This window comes from Candidatus Cryosericum terrychapinii, assembly GCF_003570925.1.
Lineage (GTDB): Bacteria > Caldisericota > Caldisericia > Cryosericales > Cryosericaceae > Cryosericum > Cryosericum terrychapinii.
Genome location: NZ_QXIS01000020.1, coordinates 14,560 through 38,903 on the forward strand (window position 1 = coordinate 14,560; position 24,344 = coordinate 38,903).

Annotated in this window: 26 protein-coding genes, 7 tRNA genes and 1 pseudogene; 4 read left to right on the top strand and 30 right to left on the bottom strand. The window is 56.9% G+C overall.

Translation table 11 applies throughout. From position 1 onward, the window contains the following. Positions 1 to 189: 189 nt before the first annotated feature. The 22 genes and pseudogenes from hpf to SMC7_RS03530 all read right to left on the bottom strand — a co-directional run bounded on the left by hpf (position 190) and on the right by SMC7_RS03530 (position 15,701). On the bottom strand, positions 190 to 726 hold the full coding sequence (gene hpf, locus SMC7_RS03420; RefSeq protein WP_165845109.1) for a ribosome hibernation-promoting factor, HPF/YfiA family: 537 nt from the start codon (positions 724 to 726) through the stop codon (positions 190 to 192). 707 nt (positions 727 to 1,433) lie between these two features. After that, on the bottom strand, positions 1,434 to 2,486 hold the full coding sequence (locus SMC7_RS03430) for a polysaccharide pyruvyl transferase family protein (RefSeq protein WP_119088975.1): 1,053 nt from the start codon (positions 2,484 to 2,486) through the stop codon (positions 1,434 to 1,436). Further along, on the bottom strand, positions 2,487 to 3,953 hold the full coding sequence (locus SMC7_RS03435; RefSeq protein ID WP_119088976.1) for a WecB/TagA/CpsF family glycosyltransferase: 1,467 nt from the start codon (positions 3,951 to 3,953) through the stop codon (positions 2,487 to 2,489). 23 nt (positions 3,954 to 3,976) lie between these two features. Next, a complete protein-coding gene (locus SMC7_RS03440) occupies positions 3,977 to 5,281 on the bottom strand; it encodes a nucleotide sugar dehydrogenase (RefSeq protein ID WP_165845110.1) in 1,305 nt (434 codons plus the stop codon). Between the two features lie 14 nt (positions 5,282 to 5,295). Then, complete coding sequence (locus tag SMC7_RS03445) at positions 5,296 to 6,441, bottom strand: glycosyltransferase (RefSeq protein ID WP_165845111.1); 1,146 nt, start codon at positions 6,439 to 6,441, stop codon at positions 5,296 to 5,298. Beyond that, on the bottom strand, positions 6,438 to 7,631 hold the full coding sequence (locus tag SMC7_RS03450; RefSeq protein WP_165845112.1) for an O-antigen ligase family protein: 1,194 nt from the start codon (positions 7,629 to 7,631) through the stop codon (positions 6,438 to 6,440). Before SMC7_RS03450 ends, SMC7_RS03445 begins: the two co-directional genes overlap by 4 nt. 34 nt (positions 7,632 to 7,665) lie before the next feature. After that, positions 7,666 to 8,124, bottom strand: coding sequence for a DUF4330 family protein (locus tag SMC7_RS03455; RefSeq protein ID WP_119088980.1), 459 nt, complete (start codon positions 8,122 to 8,124; stop codon positions 7,666 to 7,668). Continuing rightward, entirely contained in the window at positions 8,121 to 9,047 is a 927-nt protein-coding gene (locus tag SMC7_RS03460; RefSeq protein ID WP_165845113.1) for a glycosyltransferase, read from the bottom strand. Before SMC7_RS03460 ends, SMC7_RS03455 begins: the two co-directional genes overlap by 4 nt. A gap of 58 nt (positions 9,048 to 9,105) precedes the next feature. After that, the gene (locus SMC7_RS03465; protein WP_119088982.1) at positions 9,106 to 10,086 is read right to left on the bottom strand and encodes an LCP family protein; all 981 of its coding nucleotides are present in this window, start codon (positions 10,084 to 10,086) and stop codon (positions 9,106 to 9,108) included. Positions 10,087 to 10,210: 124 nt separating this feature from the next. After that, positions 10,211 to 10,312: pseudogene (locus tag SMC7_RS07615) on the bottom strand (sodium/proton-translocating pyrophosphatase); the annotation flags it as partial. A 107-nt stretch (positions 10,313 to 10,419) separates the two neighbouring features. Continuing rightward, positions 10,420 to 10,495, bottom strand: a tRNA-Thr gene (locus SMC7_RS03475). A 32-nt stretch (positions 10,496 to 10,527) separates the two neighbouring features. Further along, positions 10,528 to 10,602: transfer RNA gene (locus tag SMC7_RS03480), tRNA-Gly, on the bottom strand. Between the two features lie 2 nt (positions 10,603 to 10,604). Next, positions 10,605 to 10,682: transfer RNA gene (locus tag SMC7_RS03485), tRNA-Asp, on the bottom strand. Positions 10,683 to 10,786: 104 nt separating this feature from the next. After that, positions 10,787 to 10,861: transfer RNA gene (locus SMC7_RS03490), tRNA-Val, on the bottom strand. A 5-nt stretch (positions 10,862 to 10,866) separates the two neighbouring features. Continuing rightward, a tRNA-Glu gene (locus SMC7_RS03495) sits at positions 10,867 to 10,941 on the bottom strand. Positions 10,942 to 10,943: 2 nt separating this feature from the next. Further along, positions 10,944 to 11,019, bottom strand: a tRNA-Lys gene (locus tag SMC7_RS03500). Between the two features lie 66 nt (positions 11,020 to 11,085). After that, a complete protein-coding gene (gene dnaB / locus SMC7_RS03505; RefSeq protein WP_119088983.1) occupies positions 11,086 to 12,489 on the bottom strand; it encodes a replicative DNA helicase in 1,404 nt (467 codons plus the stop codon). A gap of 2 nt (positions 12,490 to 12,491) precedes the next feature. Next, positions 12,492 to 12,947, bottom strand: coding sequence for a 50S ribosomal protein L9 (gene rplI / locus SMC7_RS03510; RefSeq protein ID WP_119088984.1), 456 nt, complete (start codon positions 12,945 to 12,947; stop codon positions 12,492 to 12,494). Positions 12,948 to 12,960: 13 nt separating this feature from the next. Further along, on the bottom strand, positions 12,961 to 13,230 hold the full coding sequence (gene rpsR, locus SMC7_RS03515) for a 30S ribosomal protein S18 (RefSeq protein ID WP_119088985.1): 270 nt from the start codon (positions 13,228 to 13,230) through the stop codon (positions 12,961 to 12,963). Positions 13,231 to 13,249: 19 nt separating this feature from the next. Continuing rightward, positions 13,250 to 13,723, bottom strand: a complete 474-nt coding sequence (locus SMC7_RS03520) for a single-stranded DNA-binding protein (protein WP_119088986.1) — start codon at positions 13,721 to 13,723, stop codon at positions 13,250 to 13,252. A gap of 2 nt (positions 13,724 to 13,725) precedes the next feature. Beyond that, entirely contained in the window at positions 13,726 to 14,169 is a 444-nt protein-coding gene (rpsF, locus tag SMC7_RS03525; RefSeq protein ID WP_119088987.1) for a 30S ribosomal protein S6, read from the bottom strand. A 140-nt stretch (positions 14,170 to 14,309) separates the two neighbouring features. Further along, the gene (locus SMC7_RS03530) at positions 14,310 to 15,701 is read right to left on the bottom strand and encodes an aminopeptidase (protein WP_165845114.1); all 1,392 of its coding nucleotides are present in this window, start codon (positions 15,699 to 15,701) and stop codon (positions 14,310 to 14,312) included. A 90-nt stretch (positions 15,702 to 15,791) separates the two neighbouring features. On the opposite strand from SMC7_RS03530, the gene SMC7_RS03535 reads away from it, so the two are divergent. Genes SMC7_RS03535 through SMC7_RS03545 form a run of 3 tightly spaced genes read left to right on the top strand, consistent with a single transcriptional unit; the run spans position 15,792 to position 17,405 of the window. Then, positions 15,792 to 16,334, top strand: coding sequence for a DUF4388 domain-containing protein (locus tag SMC7_RS03535; RefSeq protein ID WP_119088989.1), 543 nt, complete (start codon positions 15,792 to 15,794; stop codon positions 16,332 to 16,334). Beyond that, positions 16,335 to 16,814 carry a roadblock/LC7 domain-containing protein gene (locus SMC7_RS03540; protein ID WP_119088990.1) on the top strand — a complete coding sequence of 160 codons (480 nt, stop codon included), beginning with the start codon at positions 16,335 to 16,337 and terminating at the stop codon, positions 16,812 to 16,814. 21 nt (positions 16,815 to 16,835) lie between these two features. Next, positions 16,836 to 17,405 (top strand): GTP-binding protein, encoded by a 570-nt coding sequence (locus tag SMC7_RS03545; RefSeq protein ID WP_119088991.1) that lies wholly within the window; start codon positions 16,836 to 16,838, stop codon positions 17,403 to 17,405. 65 nt (positions 17,406 to 17,470) lie between these two features. On the opposite strand, the gene SMC7_RS03550 is transcribed toward SMC7_RS03545, so the two are convergent. Beyond that, positions 17,471 to 18,100 carry a hypothetical protein gene (locus tag SMC7_RS03550; RefSeq protein ID WP_119088992.1) on the bottom strand — a complete coding sequence of 210 codons (630 nt, stop codon included), beginning with the start codon at positions 18,098 to 18,100 and terminating at the stop codon, positions 17,471 to 17,473. A gap of 123 nt (positions 18,101 to 18,223) precedes the next feature. On the opposite strand from SMC7_RS03550, the gene SMC7_RS07535 reads away from it, so the two are divergent. Next, positions 18,224 to 18,349: a hypothetical protein gene (locus SMC7_RS07535; protein ID WP_279386260.1), complete on the top strand. Its 126-nt coding sequence runs from the start codon at positions 18,224 to 18,226 to the stop codon at positions 18,347 to 18,349. A 98-nt stretch (positions 18,350 to 18,447) separates the two neighbouring features. On the opposite strand, the gene trmFO is transcribed toward SMC7_RS07535, so the two are convergent. From trmFO to SMC7_RS03585, 7 genes are all read right to left on the bottom strand, one after another. Then, on the bottom strand, positions 18,448 to 19,764 hold the full coding sequence (gene trmFO / locus SMC7_RS03555) for a methylenetetrahydrofolate--tRNA-(uracil(54)-C(5))-methyltransferase (FADH(2)-oxidizing) TrmFO (RefSeq protein ID WP_165845115.1): 1,317 nt from the start codon (positions 19,762 to 19,764) through the stop codon (positions 18,448 to 18,450). Between the two features lie 7 nt (positions 19,765 to 19,771). Then, the gene (gene dprA, locus SMC7_RS03560; RefSeq protein ID WP_119088994.1) at positions 19,772 to 20,881 is read right to left on the bottom strand and encodes a DNA-processing protein DprA; all 1,110 of its coding nucleotides are present in this window, start codon (positions 20,879 to 20,881) and stop codon (positions 19,772 to 19,774) included. Between the two features lie 7 nt (positions 20,882 to 20,888). After that, positions 20,889 to 21,248 carry a 50S ribosomal protein L20 gene (gene rplT, locus SMC7_RS03565; protein WP_119085720.1) on the bottom strand — a complete coding sequence of 120 codons (360 nt, stop codon included), beginning with the start codon at positions 21,246 to 21,248 and terminating at the stop codon, positions 20,889 to 20,891. A 12-nt stretch (positions 21,249 to 21,260) separates the two neighbouring features. Then, on the bottom strand, positions 21,261 to 21,482 hold the full coding sequence (rpmI, locus tag SMC7_RS03570; protein WP_207798707.1) for a 50S ribosomal protein L35: 222 nt from the start codon (positions 21,480 to 21,482) through the stop codon (positions 21,261 to 21,263). Positions 21,483 to 21,485: 3 nt separating this feature from the next. Beyond that, complete coding sequence (gene infC / locus SMC7_RS03575; protein ID WP_207798708.1) at positions 21,486 to 22,001, bottom strand: translation initiation factor IF-3; 516 nt, start codon at positions 21,999 to 22,001, stop codon at positions 21,486 to 21,488. Between the two features lie 219 nt (positions 22,002 to 22,220). Continuing rightward, positions 22,221 to 24,146 carry a threonine--tRNA ligase gene (thrS, locus tag SMC7_RS03580; RefSeq protein ID WP_119088996.1) on the bottom strand — a complete coding sequence of 642 codons (1,926 nt, stop codon included), beginning with the start codon at positions 24,144 to 24,146 and terminating at the stop codon, positions 22,221 to 22,223. A 22-nt stretch (positions 24,147 to 24,168) separates the two neighbouring features. Next, positions 24,169 to 24,243, bottom strand: a tRNA-Val gene (locus tag SMC7_RS03585). Between the last annotated feature and the right edge of the window lie 101 nt (positions 24,244 to 24,344).

Below are 24,344 nucleotides of genomic sequence, written 5' to 3' on the forward strand. Positions count from 1 at the left end.
TACCTCCACGAAATGAACTACCGGACTTTGCAACACAGACACTACACTGGCTTGATGGACTGTCACAGAGCTCGGCCTTCCAGCATGGGCGCTAGCAGAACACCGCTTTGGCATCGTTCGTCAGACCGCGGCGCCAAAGCTAAAGTGATAGTCGCCAGTGTCGTAGCAACAATCAGGGGTCTCGTCTGGTCAATCAATCTCGATCAGGCCGTAGCCCCCATAAGTACGTTTGTACAGAACACAGACCTTGTTGGACAAGGCGTTCCGATAGACGAAGAACTGGTGCCCCAGCATCTCGATCTGAAGGATCGCCTCTTCTTCAGACATCGGAAGCACCTCGAATTCCTTGCGCTTCACGATGCCTTCAGGAGATTCCTCAATATCTTCTACCGGTACTTCGGACTGGAACAGACCCTTGAGCTCAGCAACCGCCTTGAAGTCCCTCCGGAAGACCCGGGTGTGGAACTTGCGAATCTGCACATCGAGCCTGTCGCATGCAGCATCGATAGAACCTTCCATGTCCGGTCCCTGTCCTGAAGCCTTGATGATGCGGCCAGAGACCTCAAGTGTGAGTTCGCATGTATATTTACCTCGCAGGAGGTTCAGATTGGCACCGAGCGTGGGTTCCTTGCGAAAGAACTTGTCAAACCGACTGACCTTCTCGTTCAGATAGGCAAGAATGCGCGGAGGGATCTCAAGCGTCTTAGATTTATGCTCTACATTCATGTGTGCCTCCCTTTGCATCGGATTCGGCTCTTGCCTTCATAAGCCTGACCGTATTGTAGCCCGACTACGAGCGAGGGTCAAGTACAGACATTGATGGGGACATGCTTGCAGGATGACGTTCGTGGCGGCATAGACGGTAGCTCCTGTTGTCAGGACGTCGTCCACGATGACGACGGTCCTGCCGCGCAGCTGGTCGGGCGCGTTTGATGAAAGTTCGAACACGCTATCGACATTTTTCAGGCGTTCCCTATCCGACAACTGTGTCTGAAGAGGCGTGCGACGGGTCTTCAGCAGAAGGCCACTACCGGAGTCGCCGGTGAAACCGAGGGAGAGTATTCTGCATGCAACGTGGGGGAAGTGACGAGGGTCTCTTTCATCCCGGGCGCCGAACCGCGGAATGGGGACAAAAACCGGCCGGTCTCCCAGTGGAAGGGTTCTTGCGAGGCTCGCCAGCATGCCAGAAAGCTGTCCGGCCAATTGATACTCACCTTGTACCTTCATCTGCAGTATAGCCTGTCGCAATGTTCCTTCATACCAGTACGCGGAGAAACCCGACGCCGGACCGGCGGCGAGATGGCTATCGCTCCATCCCGGGTCGCATCGTCGAAATGAAGAGGCGCAGCGGGGGCAGACAGGGAGGTCCGATTCCTCGCCACAGAGAAAACAGGCCTTGTCAGCGAGGACTTGGCGAAGAACCGAGAGAACGCTCACGGGTTCCGACGTTCCAGAACGGCCTTCAGCCGGGCGATGCGGTCCGTTCTGGTCTGGCCGATTCGCGCGATGGACTCTTCGGCCACAGGCGAGACGCTTCCGGTGCGAACACGCCGAGCGGCCTGCTGCGGCGAGTTTCCTGGTAGGAAGGCATCGAAGCCACAACAGTCGGCCAGCTGGGAGACCTTAGGGTCGTACGCTAGCGCTACCAGGGGAGACCGTGCAGCGACCGCTGCGGTAGCCATATGGTATCGGCCCGCAACCGTCAATGTGGCGGAACTGCAGAGGTCCAGCAGCGCCAGTGGCTGAGGCGAGACGATGAGTTCTGACGGCGTTAGTAGTCGGTCCCGGACCGCGCGTGTGAATGCCAGGTCTGCCGATGGAAAGAGCACGACCAGATCCAGCTGGGTAGATGACTGGGACCCCAGGCAGTCCAGAAACGAGGCTGTTTCCTCGGGCGTCCACCCGAACCGTTGGTTGACACAGGCAACGATCCCGGACGTGCGACGAGTCGCCACGAGAGCTGTACCGCGTAGCGCGACGAGATAAGCAAGCCCAACGTCGGATGACACGCAGATATCCTGCGTTCGAATCCCGCTAGCGAGCAGGAAGTCTCGCGAAGCGTCGTCGCGCACATCTATCAGGGACATACGGCCAAACACGGTCCTCGCAAGACGCCGGATCCATGACCGCCTGACAGGACCGACACCCTGTGCGTAGGAGAGGATCCCCTTCTTGTTCAGCGCAGCCAGCAGGGGAATTCCCAGATAGTACAGGCTGCTTCGCCAGCTGGTAACATCTTGGATCAGCCCTCCCCCACCCAGCATCACATAGTCGCACGTCCTGAGGGCTGCTCTCATTGCTGCCAGGTTATGTCGGTCGATGAGCGTGTGTCGCGGGCAGACGGGGCTGGTATACTGACCCGGTTTATTGACCGCGAACACGGCTTCGCACTCGATACTCGTCAATTCGTCCTGTACAGCTGAGAGAATGAGCTCGTCGCCGAAATTGCCAAAGCCATAGTAGCCGAGGACAAGGATTCGGGTCATCTAGCTCCTGGATGGTGTCCGACGATGTGCAAGCACGCGGAACATGAAGTAGAAGATACTCCCTACGCGCCGTACACGGCTTGGTTGGACAACCAGCCTGTACAACCACTCCGTGCCGGTCTTCTGAACGAATCGCGGCGCTCGGCGGACAAGTCCGCTCCAGACATCAAATGTGCCGCCTACGCCAATGGCGATAGAGATACCCATGTCGCGGTGGTGCCAGATCCACTTCTCCTGGGCTCCTCCACCCATGCCGACCAGGAGAATATCGACGTGTGCCGCCATAATTTCCTGGATCAGGTGCGCTTCTTCTGCTGCGTCAAAGTAGCCGGAATGGAAACCGACGACATGAAGACCAGGATAACGGGTCATGACGTTGGAGGCGGCCCGCTCGACGATATCCGGCTTTGCACCGAGGAAGTACACGCGGTAACCCTTGCGCTCGGCGAGTGCCAACAGAGAACCCGAGAACTCGATGCCGGGTATGCGGTTCTCAATGCGCGGGCCCAGCATACGCGCTCCCCATACGATACCAACGCCGTCGGCAATGACAAGATTCGCCTGCTGGACAATCTCGAGAAACTCAGCGTCTCTGAACGCACGAGCTGCCATCTCGCCATTGAGCGTCACGACGAGATGAGGCACTCCGCTTCTGACGAAACCGTCGGCTATCTCGAGAAGCTCGTCAATATCCCTGTTGCTGATAGAAATGCCAAAGAAGTCGATGGTGTCGACATGTTCCCGAGGTGACCGGAGCACAATACCGACGAACCGCGGAAGCGAAAGGATGCGAGGCAGCCGCTTGGGATCAAGCACAAACCGGTACAGCCACTCAAGGCCGAGTCTCTGGACGCGGGCAGGTGCGCGCTTGAACTCGCCCGACAGGACGTTGTAGCTTCCTCCCACACCCATGGCAAACGGAACGCCCATCGCGCTAAAGTTGCTGGCAAGAAACTTCTCCTGCTTGGGACTGCCCATGCCGACGAATATGATATCCGCCTTGGCAGCGGCGATCTCTGCAACCAGGCCGGGTTCGTCTGCAACAGTAAAGTATCCGTCGTGTGAACCGGCCACGACGAGGCCAGGGTATCTCTCCTCCACGATTGTCACGACACTGGAGAGTACTTCCGGGCGTGATCCAAGAAGAAAGAGCCGCCATCCATGAGCATCTGCCAGCTCAAGCAGCCGCAAGAATAGGTCGACACCGGTGACCCGGGTCTTGATACGCTTGTGGTAGAACACGCGCGAAGCCCACATGATCCCTATGCCATCGCAGAAATTCAGGTCGCTCTTGCGCAGGACCTTCTCAAGAGCTTTGTCCCGTTTGGCCTTGATAACCTTCTCAGGATTGATGGCTACACCCATATGGGGGGTGCCAGACGCGACGAAGCCCTCGACAGCAGCGAGAGCTTCGTCCATGTCCAGGTTGTCGACCGGAATACCGGCGACGTGGATTCGTTCAGCCATTGTCCGGAGGGCGCGTCTGCGTTCTACAGACGAACGTACCAGGGTTGCTGGAGGACGTCGGCGTCATGTTCGAACACTCCCCTGAAGTCACATAGAATCAGGCGGCCAGCTGCTACCACAACGAGCTTCTTTACGCGCTCATAGTCCACATTGCCCTGTCGGATGGGCAGGACGAGTGCGTTTGCCCACAACGAGCCCGCATCGATGTCCGTCTCGCGTCCGAATTCCCTGGGCACCTCAGCAACACTGTCGAGAACACGCACCTCGGCTCCCGCCTTCGCAAGCGCCGTGGCAAGGTCGACGGCTGGACTCCCAGTTACATCGTCCGAGTAGTCCTTCATGGCGATACCGACGAACAGTACATGCTTGCCCGCGAGCCCACCCATCCTCCTCGACATGCGCCCGGCAATGTAACCAGGCTGAGCGGCGTTCGCCTGACGCGCAGAGATGAAGGTCGGCAGCAGGTCGTCGCATTCGTCTTGACTTGAGAGCGAACCGAACAGATAGGGCGAGGCATAGGGGATGCAGTGCCCCCCGACGCCGATGCCAGGCATGAGAATCTTGACTCTTGAGTGGGTATTGCAGGCCTCAACCAGTTCCCACGTGGGAATGTCGAAGTGATTCGCGAAGCGCGCCAGTTGGTCGGCAACTGCAATGTTGACGTCCCGCTGAGCATTCTCGAACATCTTCGCCGCTTCCACAAGTTCGATGGAGGACGCTTTGAAGACGGGTTCACGGTTGACGGCTCCGAGCACCTGGATCGCGCGGTCGAGACTTCTTCCGTTAATTCCCCCGACGACCAGTGGCATATTGCGGAACTCATCATAGGCGTGCCCTTCAGCTATCCGCTCCGACGAATATGCGAGATCAAAGTCGGTGCCGGCTACGAGGCCGCTTGTGCGCTCCAAGGTCGAGAGCACGAGGCCGCGAGTCGTGCCAACAGGTACGGTGGACCGGCAGATGACGAGATCCCCTCTCTTAAGCAGCTTGCCGAGCTCGGTACAGGCACCCGTGAGCATGCCCATGTCCAGGGACCATGCATGGTCGATGGGGATGCCAACTGTGATAATGAAGGTCGCCACGTCCTTCGGGAGTTCGTCGAACTTGCTGGTGACGTTCAGGCTGCCATTTGCAAGACACGTTCGGAGGACGTCGTTAACCGGTATGCCGTCGAAGTCCTCGTGCATTCCGAGCGAAGATGTCTTGATCGACTCGATACGACGCGGGTCAATATCGACTCCGGAGACTTGAAATCCATCCAGCGCATACGTGAGCGCAAGAGGCAAGCCAACATAGCCAAGACCGACCATTGCAAGCTTCCTTTCCATCTTTTCCTCCATATTCAGGACTGGTGGTGTGCCAACGTGTCAAGCACGCGGTCGAATTCGGCAATCCGGAACGACCAGTCAAACCGTCGGGATGACTGCACGCGGTAGCGGCGCAGCTCGAGTGAATCTGTATCGATGGTGTCTTGCACCGCGGCAACAAACTCCTGAGGGGTGGACGAGAGCCGCACCATGTCTTCGCCGAATGCTCCAAGGGCGTGGATTGTCGACGAGACCACCGGCAGTCCGGCCGCAACATATTCGTAGAACTTCAGCGGGTCGACGCCTAACGTCAGCGGCGATTCAAGGAAGGGGATCAGTGCGACGTCGTAGTGGGGAGCTTCCTGTGCGATCGCAGCCTGTGAGAGCGTCCCCTTGAAGACGATGTTGGCATGGACGGCCAGTTCATTACGGACAGCCGGCAGAGCCTCGCCGAAGCAGTCGATCTCGCAGTCTGGATACGCGGCAGCAACGGCGCCAAGTGCCTGCACGTCGAACCATTCGCGCATTGCTCCGACGTACAGGAATCTGCGCTGCCTCGGCAGTGTGGTCAACGTGTCAAGCCAAGTCATGGCGGGCGCGGCGAACAGCTCGTGGTCCACGCCATTCTGGATCAGGCTGACCTTGTCCTCGTGCGACGAAAACTTGCCGGCAATGGTTTCATTGGTCGCGATCACAGCAGATGCAATGTCGGCAGTCTGTCCCTCGAGGCGGTCGACGGTAGCCTTGTCCAAGAGTCCAGGATAGGCGCTGTGGTCGTCCACGCAGTCGTACACGACCGGAGCGCCAAGCAGCCGTAGTGCTCTCGGGACAAACGGCAGATAGGTCAGGATGATGCCGGCTTCGGTCGTCCAGTTACCAGCGAGACTCTGCAGGTAGCGGTAGTAGGTGAGCGAGTCGTGATCTGCCACGCGCTCGTACTTCTTGAAGCACGGAAGCCACGGCGTGGGCGACGCGGTCCACATGTGGTCTCCCTGCTCGTGCGTGCCCGACCGCCAAGCATTTAACTTCCACCACTGCTTCGGACGGGCTAGCGCGAGCCAGGTTATCGGGGCCTCGACGTAGAGAACGTCATAGCCTCGTTCGGTCAATCGGCGTGCAAAACGCTGTTTTCGGCTCGGGAACGAATGATAGTTGTTGGTGCTGAGAACAAGTGCCTTCACTCGTCTGCCTCGGGAACAGCGCCGAGGGCGAAAAGGCTCCACATAACAAGTGCTATTGCCCACGAGTCGAGAAGGTTGTCCGTGAACAGGTTGACCAGAAGCGCAAGAAGTCCCACCGACGCGAACAGCCAGAGCTTGTCCTTCGAGCGGAAGAAGCGTGTGGCGACGCAGGCGAAGGCGCTCGACAACCATGAGACATACAAAGCGAAGCCGATCATACCCGTCTCGGTAAGCACGCGAATCCACACCGAATCCATGGAGATGCCCGTGAAGTAGCCATACTTCTGAGCGGCGGAACCTCCAAACGTGCCAAGACCACTTCCAAGAAGAGGGTGATCAATGAGATTCACAAAGGCCTGCCTCCAACGGAACAGGCGACCGAGGTTGTTGCTCTTGTCGACATAGGTTGAACTGAGCAGGTTGGTCATACGGAGTCGGAACGTTGGGACAGCGATGAGGATACCTGCGCCGGCAGCGGCAAACACCACCGCAAGTGCGGGGTTCAGTATGAAGAGTCCGACGAAGAAGGACCCCGCGGCCGACAACCAGGCGGCTCGCGTCAGGGTGAGAAGGAATCCGCTGCCCATAACCAGGACGCATCCTACTGCAATCCCTCGCTCGTACCACCTTGTCCGCACGACGGCCATGTACACACCCAGGGGGATGATGGTCTCGAGGTAGCCAGCAAGAACATTGGGGCTGCCGAACAGCGAGAACGCCCGACTACTGATAACCCCCGTCTCGGTGGCGTCAAGCCACTGAGCAGGTATCGGAACCTTCCGGACATACTGATAAACACCGATGAAGGCCACAATAGTGGCACTCGCCACAAGGTGCGGCAGCGTCTCGCGCAGGAGACCACCGGCATCCCCGTCGACGAGGAGCCAAAGGATGACAAAAGCCATGAATGGTTCAAACGCCAGGCGGGCTTCTTGAATGTACGCGCCAATGTAATACGTGTTCGCTGCGTAGCTCAGAAGCGTCACAGAAAGAAACAGCAGCGCCGTCAGAACGACGGGTGAAGTCACGAGACGCCCGATCTTCCGCCAGCTCGTCGTGACGGCGAAGACAAGGAAAACCAGGAGCATGATCTCTTCCCACAGGTTGGCAAGAGGCAGATTGGCCTTCCGGATCATCCAGTTGACAAGAGGGTAATAGGCGACCAGCAGGAGAAAAGCTTTCGCTGCCAACCGCCTCCTGGTGCAGTTGAGGTTCATTTGGTCCCTATGGGAGATCCTGCACCGTCAGGATACGTGTCCACACCTTCCAGGTGTCTCCATACACGGCAACGTTCGCTCCGGCGAGGATCTTGTCACGGGCGTACATGTATGCCCACGCAACCTTCGCGTCGACGGATTGTGCCGTGATAACGACGTCCTTGAGGATCGGGTGCTTGTCGACGTGAAGCTCCCCTTTGCTGTCAAACGCGTCCACCTCGGCTGGTGATGTCGTGATATTTGTAATCGTAAAACACTTCTTGCCCGTCTCGTCATAGATGGGGGCACCGGTCTTGATCTCTGCGGCGGTCTCCGGCTCGATTCCGTACGCGAGGAACGTGGCCTCGATCCGCTTGCCGCTGAGACCCTTCGCTCCGGTAGAGGGGTGCGTAAGCTTATAAGCTGCGACGACACCCGCGACGACGACGAGTGCAAGAACGAGTCCAACAATCCATTTGTTTCTCATATGGTACGACCCCCTTGTATGAGTTCGCCCTTTTGGCCGCGGAGGCCGTCTGAGACGCCCCTCGCGAAGCAGTACAGAAAGGCACGACGATTACTGTAGAGAAGCACAATCGAAATGAAACGCCGAACTGCGAAGAGAGGAAGGAACAGTGCCAGAAAACGGGATCGCGCGAGGAGCCGGCGCTGCGTTAGAATGCAGTTCCGGGTCCCATAGTACAAGCGCCATGGCTGGTCGACCAGGACGGCAAGGGACCTTCCGAGAAACCGTATCTGCCTGCGGTTGGCCGAAGGATGCAGCAGCCGGCTCGCGGGGATGCCGTAGCCATGGAATCCAGCCAACGTTGCTCTCAGAGTGAACTCCGTGTCGTCGTACCATCCATACAGCGACGCGTCGAAGATACCGGCTTCAAGGAGCAGGGAAGACGGAACGAACAGACCTGCCATGGCACAGGCGTCAAAGGAAAATTCAGCATCCTGATAGCGTTCCCGGGGCACAGGCTTGAGCATCCCAATCCGGCGACTGTAAGTGAACGAGTTGAAGAAAGGGAGTTCCGGCTGTGGCTTATTGTAGCATACAGAGCGGAAGTACGTTCGCACGCCGTGCGTTTCAGCAACTTGTATGAGGCGCTTCAGGGCGTCTGGGTCGGCGACGACATCGTCGTCGAGCATCCATACCCAGTCGGCTTGGAGCTCGAGTGCCTTCTGCTGAGCGATGGCTGCACCTCCTGCCGGCCCACTGTTGTGCTCCAGGCGAACGATATCAACGTCCTGCTGGTATTCCTGCGGAGGCGTGTACGGGAAGGCGGATCCATTGTCGACGACGACGACCCGGTCGGGTCGCTGGGTGCCGTGCAGGATCGACGCCAGACAGCACGATGCCATTTCGGGGCGGTCCAAGGTGATGACAACAGCAATAACGCTCATGAAGCACCGTTGCACGGTTGTTGCCAACTCCAGGCGGAGGCCCCGTTCGTCTGGGCTCCTAGTTGGACGGAACGAGCGGACTGAACTGTGGAGCAATCTTCGATTGCAAGGCATCCAGGTCCGGGATAACGTACGACGTTCCCCCGATAGTCCCCGGCACTCCGGGGAATGGGATCGTGGTTACTTCCTTGTCGGTCGTATTCTTGAAAGCAAGGGCGATGCGAAGCATGTCGTTCGGGAGAAGGTCTGTCACAACAGCATTCTCGACGGCACGGATGACAGTGGGCAATTTCCAGACGTTGCGAAGCGAGGTGGTCTGGGCTACGATAGCTTTGAGAAGAGCCTTCTGACGAACAACACGTCCCAATTCCTCTCCGTTCGAGGAGCCAAAGTCACCGATTGCATCATGACGAAAGCGGGCGTACTCCAGAGCCGTCTTGCCGTCCATGTGCTGTACTCCCGGTTTCAGGTTGATAAGAGTGTCCGCTGCTTTGTAGTACATCGCCTTTTCGACGTTGATGGTCACGCCTCCCAGGGCATCGATGACCTTCTCAAACCCGGCGAAGTCAGCCTTTGCATAGTAGTTGACCTTGATGCCGGGGATCATCGCCTCGACCGTCTTCTCGAGAAGTTCGATTCCGCCATCGGAAAAGTAGTCGGAGTTTACTGTAGCATTGATCTTGTCATAGCCGTGTCCCGGAATGTTGACACGGGAATCCCTGGGGATCGACATGACCGACATGGTGCGGGAGACTGGATCGAGGCCGATGAGCATGATGCTGTCAGCGCGACCTGGATCGTTCGTGGCCCGTGAGTCAACGCCGACGACCAGGATGTTGACTCGTCCCTGCAGGTTAAGAGCCGATTTCGTGGCATCTGCATTGGGGTTGATCGAGCGGAGAGAACTGTAGAGAGAGATGACACTGTAGCCGGCAAAACAGACCACAATGGTCAAAATCGAGATAACAGCTATGAGAAGCGTCTTGCGGACCTTTGTCCACCGAGCAGAGCCCATCAGTCCTTTGGTTTTCATGTTCATTGGCACATTCCTTCACCTGGAAGTCCAGATCTACGCATCTGGGTACTCAAAGAGTACGCAGTTGGACTGACTGCGCAAGACGCGAACACTGAAGGAATGCGTCGGTTTCGATGCACTGTCCTGCCTACTTCATGAACAGTGGAAGAAAACTAAGCGAAACCACCGACAAGAGTTTGATAAGGATGTTCAGTGAAGGTCCTGCAGTGTCCTTCAGTGGGTCGCCAACGAGGAGCCATGAACGAGAATGAGAGGATAGCGAACTGATGCTTGCGAAGGAATATTCATTACGAGGGTCCTCGAGCGCTGGGCGTCGCGAGTAGGAGCGAAAAACAGTGGAGCCGGCGATCTGATTTGAACAGACGACCTGCTGATTACGGATCAGCTGCTCTACCAACTGAGCTACGCCGGCACACAACTAGGCAACTGGCCAGAACAAAAAAATGGAGCGGAAGACGGGATTCGGACCCGCGACAACTGCCTTGGCAAGGCAGAGCTCTACCCCTGAGCTACTCCCGCTCTGGCGGGATCGACGGGATTTGAACCCGTGGTCTCCGGCGTGACAGGCCAGCGTGTTAGACCAGCTACACCACGACCCCGTACCATACTTAGTATAGATTGTTCCACAAAAAGTCAAGTGAGCATCCGGTGTCTCAGTCTCACCAGGCGCGCAAAGCTGTCACCATATGCGACACAAGAAACGTGGTGGGCGGAACAGGGTTCGAACCTGCGACCCCCTCCGTGTGAGGGAGGTGCTCTACCGCTGAGCCATCCGCCCATACCTGGTGCCCTCGAGGAGAATCGGACTCCTATCGCAGCCTTGAAAGGACCGTGTCCTGACCATTAGACTACGAGGGCTTTGGTGAGCCGTACAGGACTCGGACCTGTGACCCTCTGCTTAAAAGGCAGATGCTCTGCCAGCTGAGCTAACGGCCCGCGCACGAGTTCATTCTACTGAGAATCGGCTCCTCGTCAATAGTTGCGACGGTCGAGTGGCTGTCCTCAGTCCTCTGCAGTCGTGTCGAGAGACTCGAATCGGGTGTATCTCTTGTCGAACATCAGCTTCACGTTGCCCTGCTTGCCATTGCGGTGCTTGGCGACCAGAGCATTGGTGGGCGTCCGGGTGTTCATCTCGGAAGTGTCTGTCGCTTCATCCGTGTACAGGAAAATGACAATGTCGGCATCTTGCTCGATTGCTCCACTCTCGCGAAGATCGGACAACTGAGGCTTCTTGCGGTCTCTCTTCTCGATGTCTCGTGACAGCTGAGAAACGACGATAATCGGTACATTGAGTTCGCGGGCCAGGTTCTTGAGCATACGAGTGATCTGCGCCACTTCAAGGACGCGGCTCTCGGCCTTCTCGCCAGAGGCAGCAAGCTGGAGGTAGTCGACAATGAGAAGTTCCACTTTGGCCGTAACCGCAAGACGCTTTGCCTTCGCTCGTATCTCGAGGGCCGTCAGCCCCGCCGCGTCGTCGATATACAGGGGTGCCTCCGATAGTCTGTTGCTGACCTGTGTCAGCGCCTGCCAGTCTTCCTGCGACAGATAGCCCGACCGAAGCTTGTCCGCCTCGATCATCGCTTCTGACGATATGACACGTTCGGCCAGCTGCTCTCTGGACATCTCCAGACTGAAGATGCCCACGGGCTTCTTCAGGCGGACCGCGTTGTACGCTGCAATGTTCAATGCAAGCGACGTTTTTCCGACGCTTGGCCGAGCGGCCAGGACGACTAGTTCCTGAGGCTGAAACCCGCCGATCTGAAGATCCAGATTCTTGATGCCAGTGGCAATCCCGCGAATGGAACCTCTATGGTCATACCGCTCCTCCAGCAACTGCAACGTCCTCGGGAGGATGCGTTCCAGCGGCTGGAAGTCGCCGCGCACCATACCCTGGGACGCCTCGTAGATGAGCTTCTCGGTCCGGTCGATGAGCTCCATGGCCGAGACGGTAGGAGAAAACCCAAGCTCGTACATGTCTCGGCCTGCGCGGATGATACCGCGCTTGACCGACGACTCCTTGATGATCTCGGCGTAGTACTTGACATTCTGGGTTGTCGGGACAAGCTCCGTTAGCTTGACGAGGTATGCCACACCGCCGATGCGATCCAGGTTGCCATGACTCTTGATGTCGTTGCTCAGAACGACGACGTCGACAGGCTTGCTGGACGCTCGGAGGCGGAAAATGGAGTCGCAGATGGCAACGTGTTCATCGAAGTAGAAGTCCTCAGGCTTGAGATAGTCCATGACCTCGTCGACGGTGAGATTTGAGACGATGAAGGAGCCGAGCAAGGACTGCTCGGCCCCCATATCATACGGCGGGACGACGTTCCCCGGATTCGAACCGGCTTCGTTCTGCCCGGCTCGCGGACGAGCTTCGCCTATCTGGGCATCACTTCGGTCGGCCATCCTCAGACAGCTTCCGCGACGGTGACGGAGACGAGGGCAGTGACCTGAGGATTCAACTTCAGAGCAATTGCATAGACGCCAAGTGCCTTGATGGGTTCATCGGTACTCACGGCTCTCTTCTCCACGGCGACACCGAGTTGACTGCCAATGGCCGCAGCGATTTCGTCCGGAGTGATGGCGCCATAGAGTCTTCCTTGTGGAGTCGCTTTGGCGTTAATGGTAACCGACTGACCTGTGAGTTTCGCCGCCAAGTCCTGGGCCCGCGCAAGCACAATATCCTTTTCCTGAGACACTGCCATCTTGTGTTTGCTGAGGGCGGCAACTCTCTCGGATGTTGCATCGATGGCCAGATGCTGGGGAAGGAGGTAATTGGCGGCATAGCCCACAGAAACGCTGACCACGTCACTCTTGTGGCCCACGCCCTTGACGTCGGCGAGCAGAATTACCTTCCTGTCCATAGTTGGTATTAAACTACCGATTCACAAACGGCAGGAGAGCCATGACGCGAGCTCTCTTGACGGCACCCGCAAGGGCACGCTGGTGCTTCGCACACACGCCTGTTGCCCGGCGCGGAAGGATCTTGCCTTTGTCGCTTACGAAACGGCGCAGCCGCGAAGCATCCTTGTAGTCGATATCATCAGTCTTGTCAGCGCAGAATGGGCAAAACTTCTTACGCGCGCGAAAGTAAAACGATTTCTTCTTGCCGGTCTTGCTTGGTTTCTTGAATGGTGCGTTTGGCATGATAGGTTACTCCTTCATCTCAGTTGAATGGCACGTCGTGGTCTTCAGAACCGGAGCCCTGCTGCAACGATCCTTCGGGGACTTCAAAGTCCTTGAGAAGGTCATCTTCGCCGGGCGCTTCGCCGGGCTCGCCGGTACTCTGACGGTTCTGGGGAGCACCGATGACCTCGAATGTCGTAGCCACGATCTCGGTGGCACGCTTCTTGGTTCCGTCGTTGGCCGTATATTCCCGAATGGACAGGCGTCCTGTCACGAGAACGCGCAGGCCCTTCTCAGCCGACTTCTCGATCTTGTCCGCGACGTAGGTCCATGCGTTGATGTCAACAAAAAAGACTTCTTCCTTCCAGTCACGAACAGACGGGTCCTTGGACGCATTCCAGCTCCGGTTCACGGCAATTGAAACACGAGCCGTCTTCTTGCCCGACGGCGTGTACCGGATATCCGGATCCCTGGTAATTCTGCCTGTAAGGACAACCTGGTTGAGGTCGTTCATCTTTACACCTCAGATGCAGGTGTCGGCTCAGACATCGACACAGCCACTGGAACGGGTTCAGGTGCAGGGGTGGCTTCAGATACCGGTGCAGCTACTGGAACAGGTTCAGGCGCAGGGGTAGGTTCCTGAGGGACAACTGTCTCGAATGGAACGATAGTCTTCTTGTGCTCGGGTCGCGTAACCATCCACCGGATGACGTTTTCGTTCACTCTCAGCTGCTGCTTGAGAGCGTCGACCTCACCAGGCTCGCACTCAAACGCGATCACCCAGTAGTAGCCATCCTGCTTCTTATTGATCGGATACGCCATGCGACGACGGCCCCATGGGTCAGCCTTCAGAATCGTGCCCTTCGATGAGATGAAGGACTGAACGGTACTGGCGACAGCCGTAGCTTCTTCCTCCGGCATTGTCCCGTCCACAATAAACATCAATTCAAACTCTCTCAACAGTTCCTCCCTTTGGACTTAGATTTCGGCCGTCTTCACGACGGCAGAGAGCAAAAATAGTATATGCAGGAGCTACAGCGATGCAACCAGAGAGACCCTTCACGGGAGCATCCGGCTGCATCGCTCTGAAATGAGATGAGCTAGCGAGCCTTCTCCAGGAACGTCTTGTAGGCCAGATAGCAGGCATAGAGGTCCGCCTTGCTCGCTAGTTCCTGTGGGGCATGCATCGAAAGAAGCGCGGGGCCGGCGTCGAGCGTTTCGATACCACGCTTCGACAGGAACTTGGCTACAGTGCCACCACCACCGACATCCACTTTGCCCATCTCAGCCACCTGCCATGGGACCTTGGCCTCATCCAGCAATCCGAGCACTTTGTGGAGAGTCTCGGCGGAGGCGTCATGGGCTGAGGACTTGCCTCGAGAGCCGGTGAACTTCGTAATCACAATGCCGTTGCCGACTGTGGCAGCGTTTGTCGGTTCGAACACATCCAGATAGTTGGGGTCCATACCTGCACCGACGTCGGCACTGAGTGCCATGGAACTCCAGAAGACCTGTCTGGCCGTAGTCTTCTCTCCAGTTTCCAGGATAAGCCGCTCAATGACCAGTTCAAGGAACTCGCTCTGCATGCCCGTGTCCCCCTCACTACCAATCTCTTCCTTGTCAACGAGGAAAACGACCTGTGTGCGCTCAGGTTCCTTCTTCTGGTCCAGCAGGCCACGCAGGGCCGTGTAGCCACAGATCCTGTCGTCGTGTCCATAGGCGAGGATGAGTCCGCGGTCAAAACCGACTTCCCGCGGCTTCATTGCGGGCACGAGTTCCAGTTCAGACGCGGCGAAAGCTCGCTCTTCGACGTTGAGCTGCTTGGCAAGCATCTTCAGGATATTCGAACGAATGGGCGTTTTGTCGTTCTTGTCATCAGTGGGCACGTGGCCGACGATTGCGTCGAGCGCTTCGCCCGAAACGCCTTCGGTCAGCTTCTTCTCTCCCTGAGCCTGCCCCAGATGTGGGAGGATGTCGGAAATGTTGAACACAGGATCATTGTCTTCCTCACCGATGCGCAACTGAAGCTTCTTCCCTGCCTTATCATAGATCACGCCGTGCAGGGCAAGGGGGATCGTCACCCACTGGTACTTCTTGATTCCACCATAGTAGTGGGTTTGGAAAAGGCCCAGGCCAGTGCTCTCGAAAAGTGGGTTCTGCTTCACGTCGATGCGCGGAGCGTCAACGTGCGCAGCTATGATGTTGGCGCCCTCGCCTAGAGGACGCTTGCCAAGCCTCACGATCACGGCGTTCTTGCCCCGATTGATGAAAAGCAGTTTGCCACCCTTGGGCAATGTTTTGGCCGAGAGAGCGTCGGCAATCCTGTAGCCGCCGGCTTGGGCAACGACCGTCGCTGCCTCGACGAACTCACGTTCGGTCTTGGCATCCTTGATGAGCGACATATACTCCGCAGCCAGCTTGTCTGTTGCCTTGCGATCGATGCTCCTCCAGGCGGACGTCTTGTTCAACCCGATTTCCTTGGACTTCATCATTGTTGACCTCCAGTATGTGACAAATTCAGCATACCTTGAAATTGGACCGAAATCAAATAGCATGCTAAGTCAGAGGAATGGAGGAGTTCTATGGAATTGCGCGGTGACTTGGAGAGTTTTCCGCTTGCCCAGCTTATTCAGACTCTGGACAATGCTCAAAGAACTGGAAAGTTGGGCATAGAAGGACATCTGGGCAGCTTTGCCATCTTTTTCCAGAAAGGCAGGGTCATCCATGCGCAGTCACCATATAGCAATGGGCTACCCGCTTTCTTTGATGCCTTTCTTGAACGTGACGGTACGTTCAATTTTGTATCCAACGTCATCATGCCGCCTGGAAGGATCACCCAGAGCAACACGAGTCTCCTCATAGAGGCAACGGGACTTGCTGACGAATATACACGGTCAGGAATCCACACGGAACCGTCCGAGCTCCAGGTAAGCCTGGCCGAGAACGACTCGGATGCAGCTGTTACGCTGACCGCCGATGAGTTTCTACTCCTGCGGAAGGCTGGCGAGCCGGAGTCGTTCGATAGGATCCTGAAGGAAGCCGAGTTTGGGTTCTTTCGCGCATGGACAGCTCTCAACGGTCTTGCGGACAAGAAGATGGTTACGTTGTCGAAATCGGAGGCATAGATGGAAGGTCAACTGTCTTCACTGGTGATTACGAAGGAAGATATCGAAACCATCGATGAACTGTTCTCACAGTATCTCGTGGATTCGCAGGCGAAGGACATTATCCTCCTCAACAAGAGCGGCGAGCTCCTTGCGAAGAGTGGTGCAGTGACGCGGGAGTCGGCAATCGCTGTGTCCGCCTTGGCGGCCGGTGTCTTCTCGGCCACGAATGAGTTGGCGAAACTCCTCGGAGAACGTGAGTTTACCCTGACGTTTCACCAGGGCAAAGAGACCAACATCCACATTTCCCTCGTAGACCCATTGATCCTGCTTGCCGTCATATTCGACAACAAGGCGCCCATCGGCGCCATCAGGTTCTGGGCCAAGAAGATCTCGGGTTCGATCAAGCCGGTACTCGAGAAGATGGCCGCGGGCCCGCGTCAAGAGCCTTCCCAGGACTTCAGGAAGGGATTGCAGGATGAGATCGACAACCTCTTCTAGCAAATTGATGCGAGCCACCACATGTCTCTGATCGACTTCTCCAAGTCTGAGATCACGTTCAAAGTCGTCTACTATGGCCCGGCAATGAGCGGCAAGACGACTAACCTGAGCTGGATCTTCCGGACGATCCCGGAAAAGGTGAAGGGTCAGTTCACCTCCATCGCGACCGAGACAGAGAGGACACTCTTCTTCGACTTCCTGCCAGTGGAACTGGGGACCGTCAAGGGCTTCAAGATCCGCCTGAGCCTCTATACCGTGCCGGGCCAGGAACTGTACAAACTGACGCGCAAGTCCGTGCTCAAATCTGTCGACGGCATCGTCTTCGTCGCGGACTCGAATCGCGACCGGCGAGAGGACAACATCAAGAACCTTGCGGATATGTTCAAGAATCTCGAAGACTACGAGTTGCCGGATACGCCCATCATCTATCAGCTGAACAAACGGGACACGCCCGCCATCATGTCGGTCGGTGAGCTTGTCGATGACCTGCAGCTCAAGGGGAAGGCCGTCTACCTTGGCATAGCCAGCAGCGGAGTCTCTGTCATGGAGTGCCTCAAGGGAATCACTCACCAGGTTGTCAGCAAGATCTGATCTGTCGCTCACGGACAAGTGATGGCGGGATGCCAGGGCTTGCGCTCTTGCTATTCTGCGTTCGCTCAGGCTCCCCCGTCGTCGCCTATGTCCTGCACCCATCCATGGACCAGCCCTGATCGGGACCACGTTCTCATGACCCGGTCGCACTCAGCGTCAGTGAGTTTCCGCGAGATGCCCAGTGCACGGTCAAATGCTTTGTAGGCAGGGAAGTACTGAGTCATGACGCTCACGTATGTCTGAAGTGACAGCTGGTGGGACACGAAGCGAAAGACCTCTTGAGCCATGCCAGTATGGTGTGGGAGAATAAGGTACCGCACGATGAGTCCTCGCGGGATATATCTGCCCAGGTCGTCTACACTGATGTCTCCAACCTGGCGATGCATCTCAATAAGCGCACGTTCAGCGACCTGAACGTAATCGGGGACGCCCGAGAGTTGCATGGCGACAGCTTCGTCCGTGTATCGAAGGTCGCCGAGGTAAATGTCCACGATTCCATCCAGAAGGGCCAGTGTCGACGGCTCGTCGTAGCTGCTCGTGTTGTACACGATGGGAATGCGCAGCCCTTGTTTCCGCGCAGCAAATACTGCCGCTAGTAACTGCGGCACCTGGTGGGAGGGAGTGACAAAGTTGATATTGTGGGCTCCCTTCCCCTGGAGCTCGATGAGCGCAGCTGCGAGCTGTCCAACCAGCATCTGCGTTCCATGGTGCAGTTGACTTAGCGGATAGTTCTGGCAGTAGCAGCAATTCAGGTTGCAGCCGCTGAAGAAGACTGTACCTGATCCTCGTGTCCCACTGACGGGAGGTTCCTCGCCACGATGCAGATTCCAGACAAAGACTTTGGGTTTGAGAGCGGCGCCACAATAGCCGGTATCTCCAGCAAGCCGATGGGCCCCGCAACGTCGAGGACAAAGGTCACAGGTGGCCAAGTGGCGGTACGCTGACCGGATCCGGGCTCGGAACTCCGCATCCGACAAGTGGACATACGACCCATGAGCTTCGGCTACCACTTCCGAACTTGTCGCGACGACCGCGCCTGAGTCTAGAGGCTCGTTTTCTGTGCGGTCCATGCTCCAACCTGGTCGGCAATCTGCTGGATGTGTTGTAGAGCCGCAACAGCGAATGCTTCACGGTCTACAGCCTTCTGTTTGGGGCCAGCCTCGAGCGGGAGAAGCCCGTAGTTGGCATTCGTGGGCTGGAAGTCCTCTCTGTCACGCGTAACGTAGTCGACCAGAAGGCCAGTTATTGTCTGGACAGAAAAGACAGGCCGCGGGAAGCCGCGAAGTGATGCGGCAGCGTTCAGTGCCGCAACGAGCCCCAATGTGGTCGACTCCATGTATCCATCGACGCCACACAACTGTCCTGCTGCCCATACGCGTGGAAACGCTCTCAATTCGAGGTCTTGAGACAGCACTGAAGGACCGCGGAGAAACGCGTTTCGATGAATGAGGCCATACCGCACAAATTCAGCGCTGCGGAGGGCTGGTACCATGCCAAGCACTCTCTGTTGTTCGGCGATGGCCAGGGACGTCTGAAATCCCACCAGGCCGAGCACGGTTCCTTCACGGTTTTCCTTGCGAAGCTGAATGACCGCGAAGCAGTTTTCGGGTCTCTCCCGGAGACCGACCGGGCGCATCGGACCAAATCTGAGAGTATCGTCACCCCTTCGCGCAATTTCCTCGACCGGCAGACACCCCTCAAAGTACTTCTGTTCATCAAGAGTCTCGGGGAGGTGTTGTCTGGCAGACTGGAGCGCATGGACAAACGCATAGTATTCCTCCCTCGTGAGGGGACAGTTCACATAGTCGGCGGCATCTCCCCCACGCGAGCTCAGGAACGAAGAATTGGGGTCGACAGAATAGGCCCAGATGGACGGAGCGACGGCATCGTAGAAAAAGAGATTCTCGCACCCGAGGCGCTCCCGCAGCTCACAGAGAAAATCCGGACTGGTAAGAGGGCCCGTGGCAAGGATGGTTGGGACCGAGGAGTCGAGCCGTCTGTATTCCTTCCTGCGAATGGAAATGAGCGGGTCGCTCTGGATGCTCTGAGTCACCAAGCCGCTGAACTGGTCCTTGTCAACCGCGAAAGCCTTGCCTGCAGGAAGACGGCTCGCATCAGCGCACCGCACGATGGCGGAACCGAGGAGTCGAAGCTCGGCTTTAAGAAGGCCTCTCGCGTCCCGCAAGGCGTCAGAGCCAAGGGAATTGCTGCAGACTAGTTCTCCGAATCGGTCGGTTTCGTGGATGTCGGTCTGGTGCGAGGGCCGCATTTCCCATAGCTCCACCGACAGACCGAGACGAGCCAGAGTCAGCGCAGCCTCACTGCCAGCCAGGCCGCCCCCAACAACGCGCACGTCCATGTCCATGCTACAGTGGCTGGACGATAGCAAAGCTGTCCGGTCCCCGGCGCACCAGGAGACCCCGGAGTTCAAGACTGGTCAAGACGCTGAGGACCTGGGGTGCGGCGCAGGCAAGGCGTTCGCAGAGCAGATCGACGGAGGTACACCCTGCCTGTATGCAGCCGACGATCGACTGTTCCTGCTGTGACAGTACCTCGGACGGGAGTTCCTCGGGAGCGGCCTTGAACCCCGGGAGTTCATCGAGAACATCGCGTACAGATTGCACCAGTTTGGCACCGGACTTGATCAACGCGTTCGTTCCGACGTGCTGAAGAGCGTAGATAGAACCCGGAATCGCAAAGACCTCACGATTCTGTTCCAGGGCGAAATTGGCTGTAAGAAGAGACCCGCTCTCCTTCGCAGCTTCTACCACGAGGACACCCAGCGACAGACCAGAAATGACGCGGTTGCGCTGCGGGAATGTATAAACCGTTGGCTGCATATGAAGATGAAACTCGGAAATGACGGCTCCTCCGCCGTTCCGCGCGATGCTCCGCGCGATTGGAACATGAATGGTCGGATAAATCTCGTCAATGCTGGATCCCAGGACTGCGATCGTTTGACCCCCTGCATCAAGACATCCGACGTGGGCTGCCTTGTCAATTCCATAGGCAAGGCCGCTGACCACTACGAGACCTGCTGCTGCCAGCTGCCCAGCAAAGTCGGAGGCTGCTCTGATACCTTCAGGCGTCGGTTTGCGGCTGCCCACGATGGCTATGCAATCCCTGAGCAGAACTGTTGCGTCACCCAGAATCTGAAGGAAGATCGGTGGACGGTAGCATTCGAGGAGGCGACCCGGATAGGTCTCCGGCCCGTCGAACATCGTAATAAGAGAAGCCCCGAGGCTGTTGAGTTCGGCAATCTCCGTGTCGGCTTTTTCCAGGACACAGTCCCGTTCAGCCAATGACACGTGCTTCCCTCGCGCCGAAGGCGACGCATAAAGCAATTGATCGAGCCTCTCCTGTGACACGACCTCCAATTCATCCGGCGCCTCAAGCAGGGCCACGAGGTCCCACTTGCAGACGCCGAGAGGCAGGAGGTCGAGAGCAAGAGCCGCTCGACCAAATTGCGAGATCATGAAAGGACTAGGCAGTCAGCTGCTTCTTCGCCTCAGCGACGAGGGTGGCAAACGTTTCCTTGTCATGGACAGCCATGTCAGCCAGCACTTTGCGGTCGAGCTTCACACCGGCCTTTTTCAGACTTCCCACAAACTTGGAATACGTGATGCCATTAGAGCGACACAGTGCATTGATACGCACAATCCAGAGTGCTCTGTACTCGCGCTTCTTTTCCTTGCGGTTGAAATACGCATGACGCTCAGCCTGCTGAACAGCTTCCCGTGCAGCCCTGTACCGGATAGAACGTGCGCCGACATAGCCCTTGCTGAGCTTCAGTATCTTCTTGTGCCTTCTGCGGATCGAGCTTCCACCCTTAACTCTCGACATCGTGAGCCTCCATTAACCCTTGAGATACGGCACAAGTCTCTTCATGTTGCGAGCGTCTGCGCCATGAAGAACACGCTTCTTCAGCATCAGTTTCTTCTTCGCCATGGACTTCTTGCCAAGCTTGTGGCCATGGTTGGCGCCATACGCCATGATCTTGCCGGTACCGGTTATCTTGAACCTCTTGGCGGCTCCCCTGCATGTCCTGATCTTGGTCACTTTGTTTTTGATAGCCATGTCCTACTCCTTTCCGGGTCCTTTCATCTTGGCGAGCACTACTTTGGATGGCTCCATCATCATTGACATATTGCGGCCCTGCATCTTGGGTTCCTGAGTGACCGTGCCGTACTCGGCAAGATCAGCAGCAACCCTCTTGAGCAGCGCACGCCCCTGATCGGGGAACGCCATCTCACGACCGCGGAACATGATCGTCACACGAACGCGGTTTCCAGCCGACAGGAACTCCTTGAGGTGCTGATTCTTCACGGTCAGATCGCCAACGTCGATGCGCAGTCGGTATTTCATCTCTTTCATCTCGACTGTGACCTGTTTCTTCCTGGCTTCCTTCTGCCGCTTCATCTGCTCGTACTGGTACTTTCCCAGATCCATGATCTTGCAAACGGGTGGAGTGGCGTTGGGCGCCACGACGATCAGGTCGAGCCCCTTCGAGTACGCAAGTTCAAGAGCCGCTTCGGACGTCAGCAAGCCCAACTGACCATTGTCCTCGTCAATGACGCGGACTTCCTTCCAGCGCACTCTCTCGTTGTAAATCAGATCTGAATCCCTATTGATTCCACACCTCCAAAAAGAAAAATGGCGACCGCTGTAAAACGGCCGCCATATAGTTGAAACACATTGGCGAACTCAAGGACCTCTTTGCCTAAAGCTGGAGGTAGAAGCCTTACCGGCTTCGTTTTACAGTGGCTCTGCTCTTTCGAGCCTCCATGAGTATAGCAACGTTCCCGTGCAAAACAACTAGGGGAAGATGACCTTGCTCTTGATCTCCTCGAGCACGCGCTCGATGAACTGGTCGACGGTCACCACGCCCTGATCGCCTTCGTGCCGCATCCGCACAGCCACGGAGTCCACTGCTGCTTCCTTGGCGCCTATGACGGCAATGTACGGGACCTTCTGCATCTCGGCATCGCGGATCTTCGCCTGCATCTTCTCTCGGCGGATATCGATCTTGGCGCGGATGCCACGTTCGACCAGCCTGGCGGTGATTGCCTTGGCATACTCTTCCTGCACGTCCGTGATGGGAACCACCTCGACCTGAACGGGAGCAAGCCAGAGAGGGAATGCGCCAGCATACTGTTCAATGAGCGTCCCGAAGAACCGTTCCATGGAACCCAGCACAACGCGGTGCAGCATGATCGGGCGGTGTTCCTTGCCGTCTTCGCCGATATAGGTGACGTCGAAGCGCTCAGGCAGATTGAAGTCGACCTGGACCGTCGGCCCCTGCCACTCGCGGCCAATGGCGTCCACAAGCTTCACATCGATCTTTGGCCCATAGAAGACACCTTCGCCTGGGTCGACCTTATAGTCGAGACGCATTTCCTCAAGAGCCACCCTCAGAGCCTCGGTCGCCATCTGCCAGCCTTCGTCGGTTCCTACAGAGTGCTCCGGGCGCGTGCTGAGGTAGATGTTGTACTTCGTGAACCCGAACGTCTCGATCATGTGACGGGTGAAGTCGAGCACTCCCTTGACCTCATCATTAAGCTGGTCCGGACGGACGAAGAGGTGAGCGTCGTCTTGAGTGAACCCACGCACGCGCAGAAGACCATGAAGGACACCGGACTTCTCGTAGCGATACACGGTGCCCAGTTCAGCCCACCGAAGCGGAAGATCACGATAGCTGCGAACCTGCGACTTGTAGATGAGAATATGGAAAGGGCAGTTCATCGGCTTGAGCATGTACTGGTCCTCATCGACCTGGATCGGCGAGTACATGTTTTGCTGGTAGAAACCCCAGTGGCCAGAGGTTTTCCAGAGCTCAAGATTCGCTATGTGGGGCGTGTAGACGAATTCATACCCACGCTTGATATGCTCAGCACGCCAGAAATCCTCGATCTCCTTCCGAACAATGGCCCCCTTGGGATGCCAGAAAATCAGTCCAGCACCAGCCTGCTCCTGTATACTGAAGAGGTCCAGCTGCTGTCCCAGCTTCCGATGGTCGCGCTTGGCAGCCTCTTCCCGGGCCGTGACAAAACCGACCAGCTCTTCCTTCGATGGGAAGGCCGTGCCATAGATGCGCTGGAGCATCTTGTTTTTCTCGTCTCCTCGCCAATACGCGCCTGCGACCGACAGAAGCTTGAAGTGCTTGAGGTAGCTGGTGGAAGGGATATGCGGTCCACGGCAGAGGTCTGTGAAGGATCCCTGAGTGTAGAGCGAGACGGTCGTCGCGGGTATCTCCGAAAGGATCTCGACCTTGTACTGGTCGCCGCGTTCCTTGAAGAACTCGATGGCTTCGGCTATCGGCTTGTCCTGCCGGGTGAAATGTTCGCTGTGCTCGATGATCTCGTGCATCTTCTGTTCGATTGCATCGAGATCATCGGGGGACAGCGTCTTCGACATGTCGATATCGTAGTAGAAACCATTATCGATGGATGGTCCAATGGCAAGTTTGGCGTCCGGGTAGAGCTCCTTGATCGCCTCGGCCATGATGTGTGACGTACTGTGGCGAAGGATTTGCAGCCCGTCGCTGCTGGCGGTGCTCACAAGCTGGATGTCGTCGGCCGTGGATGGAATCGTCGTCATGTCCATGAGCAAGCCGCCAATCCTGGCAGCAACGATGGATCGCTTCTGCTGAGGAAAGAGCTTCTGAACAGCCATGAGGATGGACTCGCCATCATTGAAGGAGTATTGAAACGATGCGTCATCAAGAACAATTCTGATATCCATGTCCGCTCCCAGGAAACGCAGATGGTGGGCGATAGAGGAATCGAACCTCTGACCTCTTCGGTGTCAACGAAGCGTTCTACCCCTGAACTAACCGCCCACAAAACCGGACTTGCGATAGTATACGCAGAACACGTTCGGCTGCAAGCCCTCTGACTCGGGCCTGCCCGCTTGCCACAACCTAGGAGGCCCTGAACCTTC

Bases quoted from the DNA above. Each gene is read 5' to 3' on its own strand.
- rplT (WP_119085720.1), bottom strand. From the start codon at position 21,248: ATGTCGAGAGTTAAGGGTGGAAGCTCGATCCGCAGAAGGCACAAGAAG.
- dnaB (WP_119088983.1), bottom strand. From the start codon at position 12,489: ATGGCCGACCGAAGTGATGCCCAGATAGGCGAAGCTCGTCCGCGAGCC.
- SMC7_RS03530 (WP_165845114.1), bottom strand. From the start codon at position 15,701: ATGATGAAGTCCAAGGAAATCGGGTTGAACAAGACGTCCGCCTGGAGG.
- SMC7_RS03440 (WP_165845110.1), bottom strand. From the start codon at position 5,281: ATGGAAAGGAAGCTTGCAATGGTCGGTCTTGGCTATGTTGGCTTGCCT.
- SMC7_RS03455 (WP_119088980.1), bottom strand. From the start codon at position 8,124: ATGAGAAACAAATGGATTGTTGGACTCGTTCTTGCACTCGTCGTCGTC.
- dprA (WP_119088994.1), bottom strand. From the start codon at position 20,881: ATGATCTCGCAATTTGGTCGAGCGGCTCTTGCTCTCGACCTCCTGCCT.
- thrS (WP_119088996.1), bottom strand. From the start codon at position 24,146: ATGGATATCAGAATTGTTCTTGATGACGCATCGTTTCAATACTCCTTC.
- SMC7_RS07535 (WP_279386260.1), top strand. From the start codon at position 18,224: ATGCAGATTCCAGACAAAGACTTTGGGTTTGAGAGCGGCGCCACAATA.
- SMC7_RS03465 (WP_119088982.1), bottom strand. From the start codon at position 10,086: ATGAACATGAAAACCAAAGGACTGATGGGCTCTGCTCGGTGGACAAAG.
- SMC7_RS03540 (WP_119088990.1), top strand. From the start codon at position 16,335: ATGGAAGGTCAACTGTCTTCACTGGTGATTACGAAGGAAGATATCGAA.
- rplI (WP_119088984.1), bottom strand. From the start codon at position 12,947: ATGGACAGGAAGGTAATTCTGCTCGCCGACGTCAAGGGCGTGGGCCAC.
- hpf (WP_165845109.1), bottom strand. From the start codon at position 726: ATGAATGTAGAGCATAAATCTAAGACGCTTGAGATCCCTCCGCGCATT.
- SMC7_RS03545 (WP_119088991.1), top strand. From the start codon at position 16,836: ATGTCTCTGATCGACTTCTCCAAGTCTGAGATCACGTTCAAAGTCGTC.
- rpsR (WP_119088985.1), bottom strand. From the start codon at position 13,230: ATGCCAAACGCACCATTCAAGAAACCAAGCAAGACCGGCAAGAAGAAA.
- trmFO (WP_165845115.1), bottom strand. From the start codon at position 19,764: ATGGACGTGCGCGTTGTTGGGGGCGGCCTGGCTGGCAGTGAGGCTGCG.
- rpmI (WP_207798707.1), bottom strand. From the start codon at position 21,482: ATGGCTATCAAAAACAAAGTGACCAAGATCAGGACATGCAGGGGAGCC.
- SMC7_RS03460 (WP_165845113.1), bottom strand. From the start codon at position 9,047: ATGAGCGTTATTGCTGTTGTCATCACCTTGGACCGCCCCGAAATGGCA.
- SMC7_RS03520 (WP_119088986.1), bottom strand. From the start codon at position 13,723: ATGAACGACCTCAACCAGGTTGTCCTTACAGGCAGAATTACCAGGGAT.
- SMC7_RS03430 (WP_119088975.1), bottom strand. From the start codon at position 2,486: ATGACCCGAATCCTTGTCCTCGGCTACTATGGCTTTGGCAATTTCGGC.
- SMC7_RS03435 (WP_119088976.1), bottom strand. From the start codon at position 3,953: ATGGCTGAACGAATCCACGTCGCCGGTATTCCGGTCGACAACCTGGAC.
- SMC7_RS03535 (WP_119088989.1), top strand. From the start codon at position 15,792: ATGGAATTGCGCGGTGACTTGGAGAGTTTTCCGCTTGCCCAGCTTATT.
- SMC7_RS03550 (WP_119088992.1), bottom strand. From the start codon at position 18,100: ATGCTGGTTGGACAGCTCGCAGCTGCGCTCATCGAGCTCCAGGGGAAG.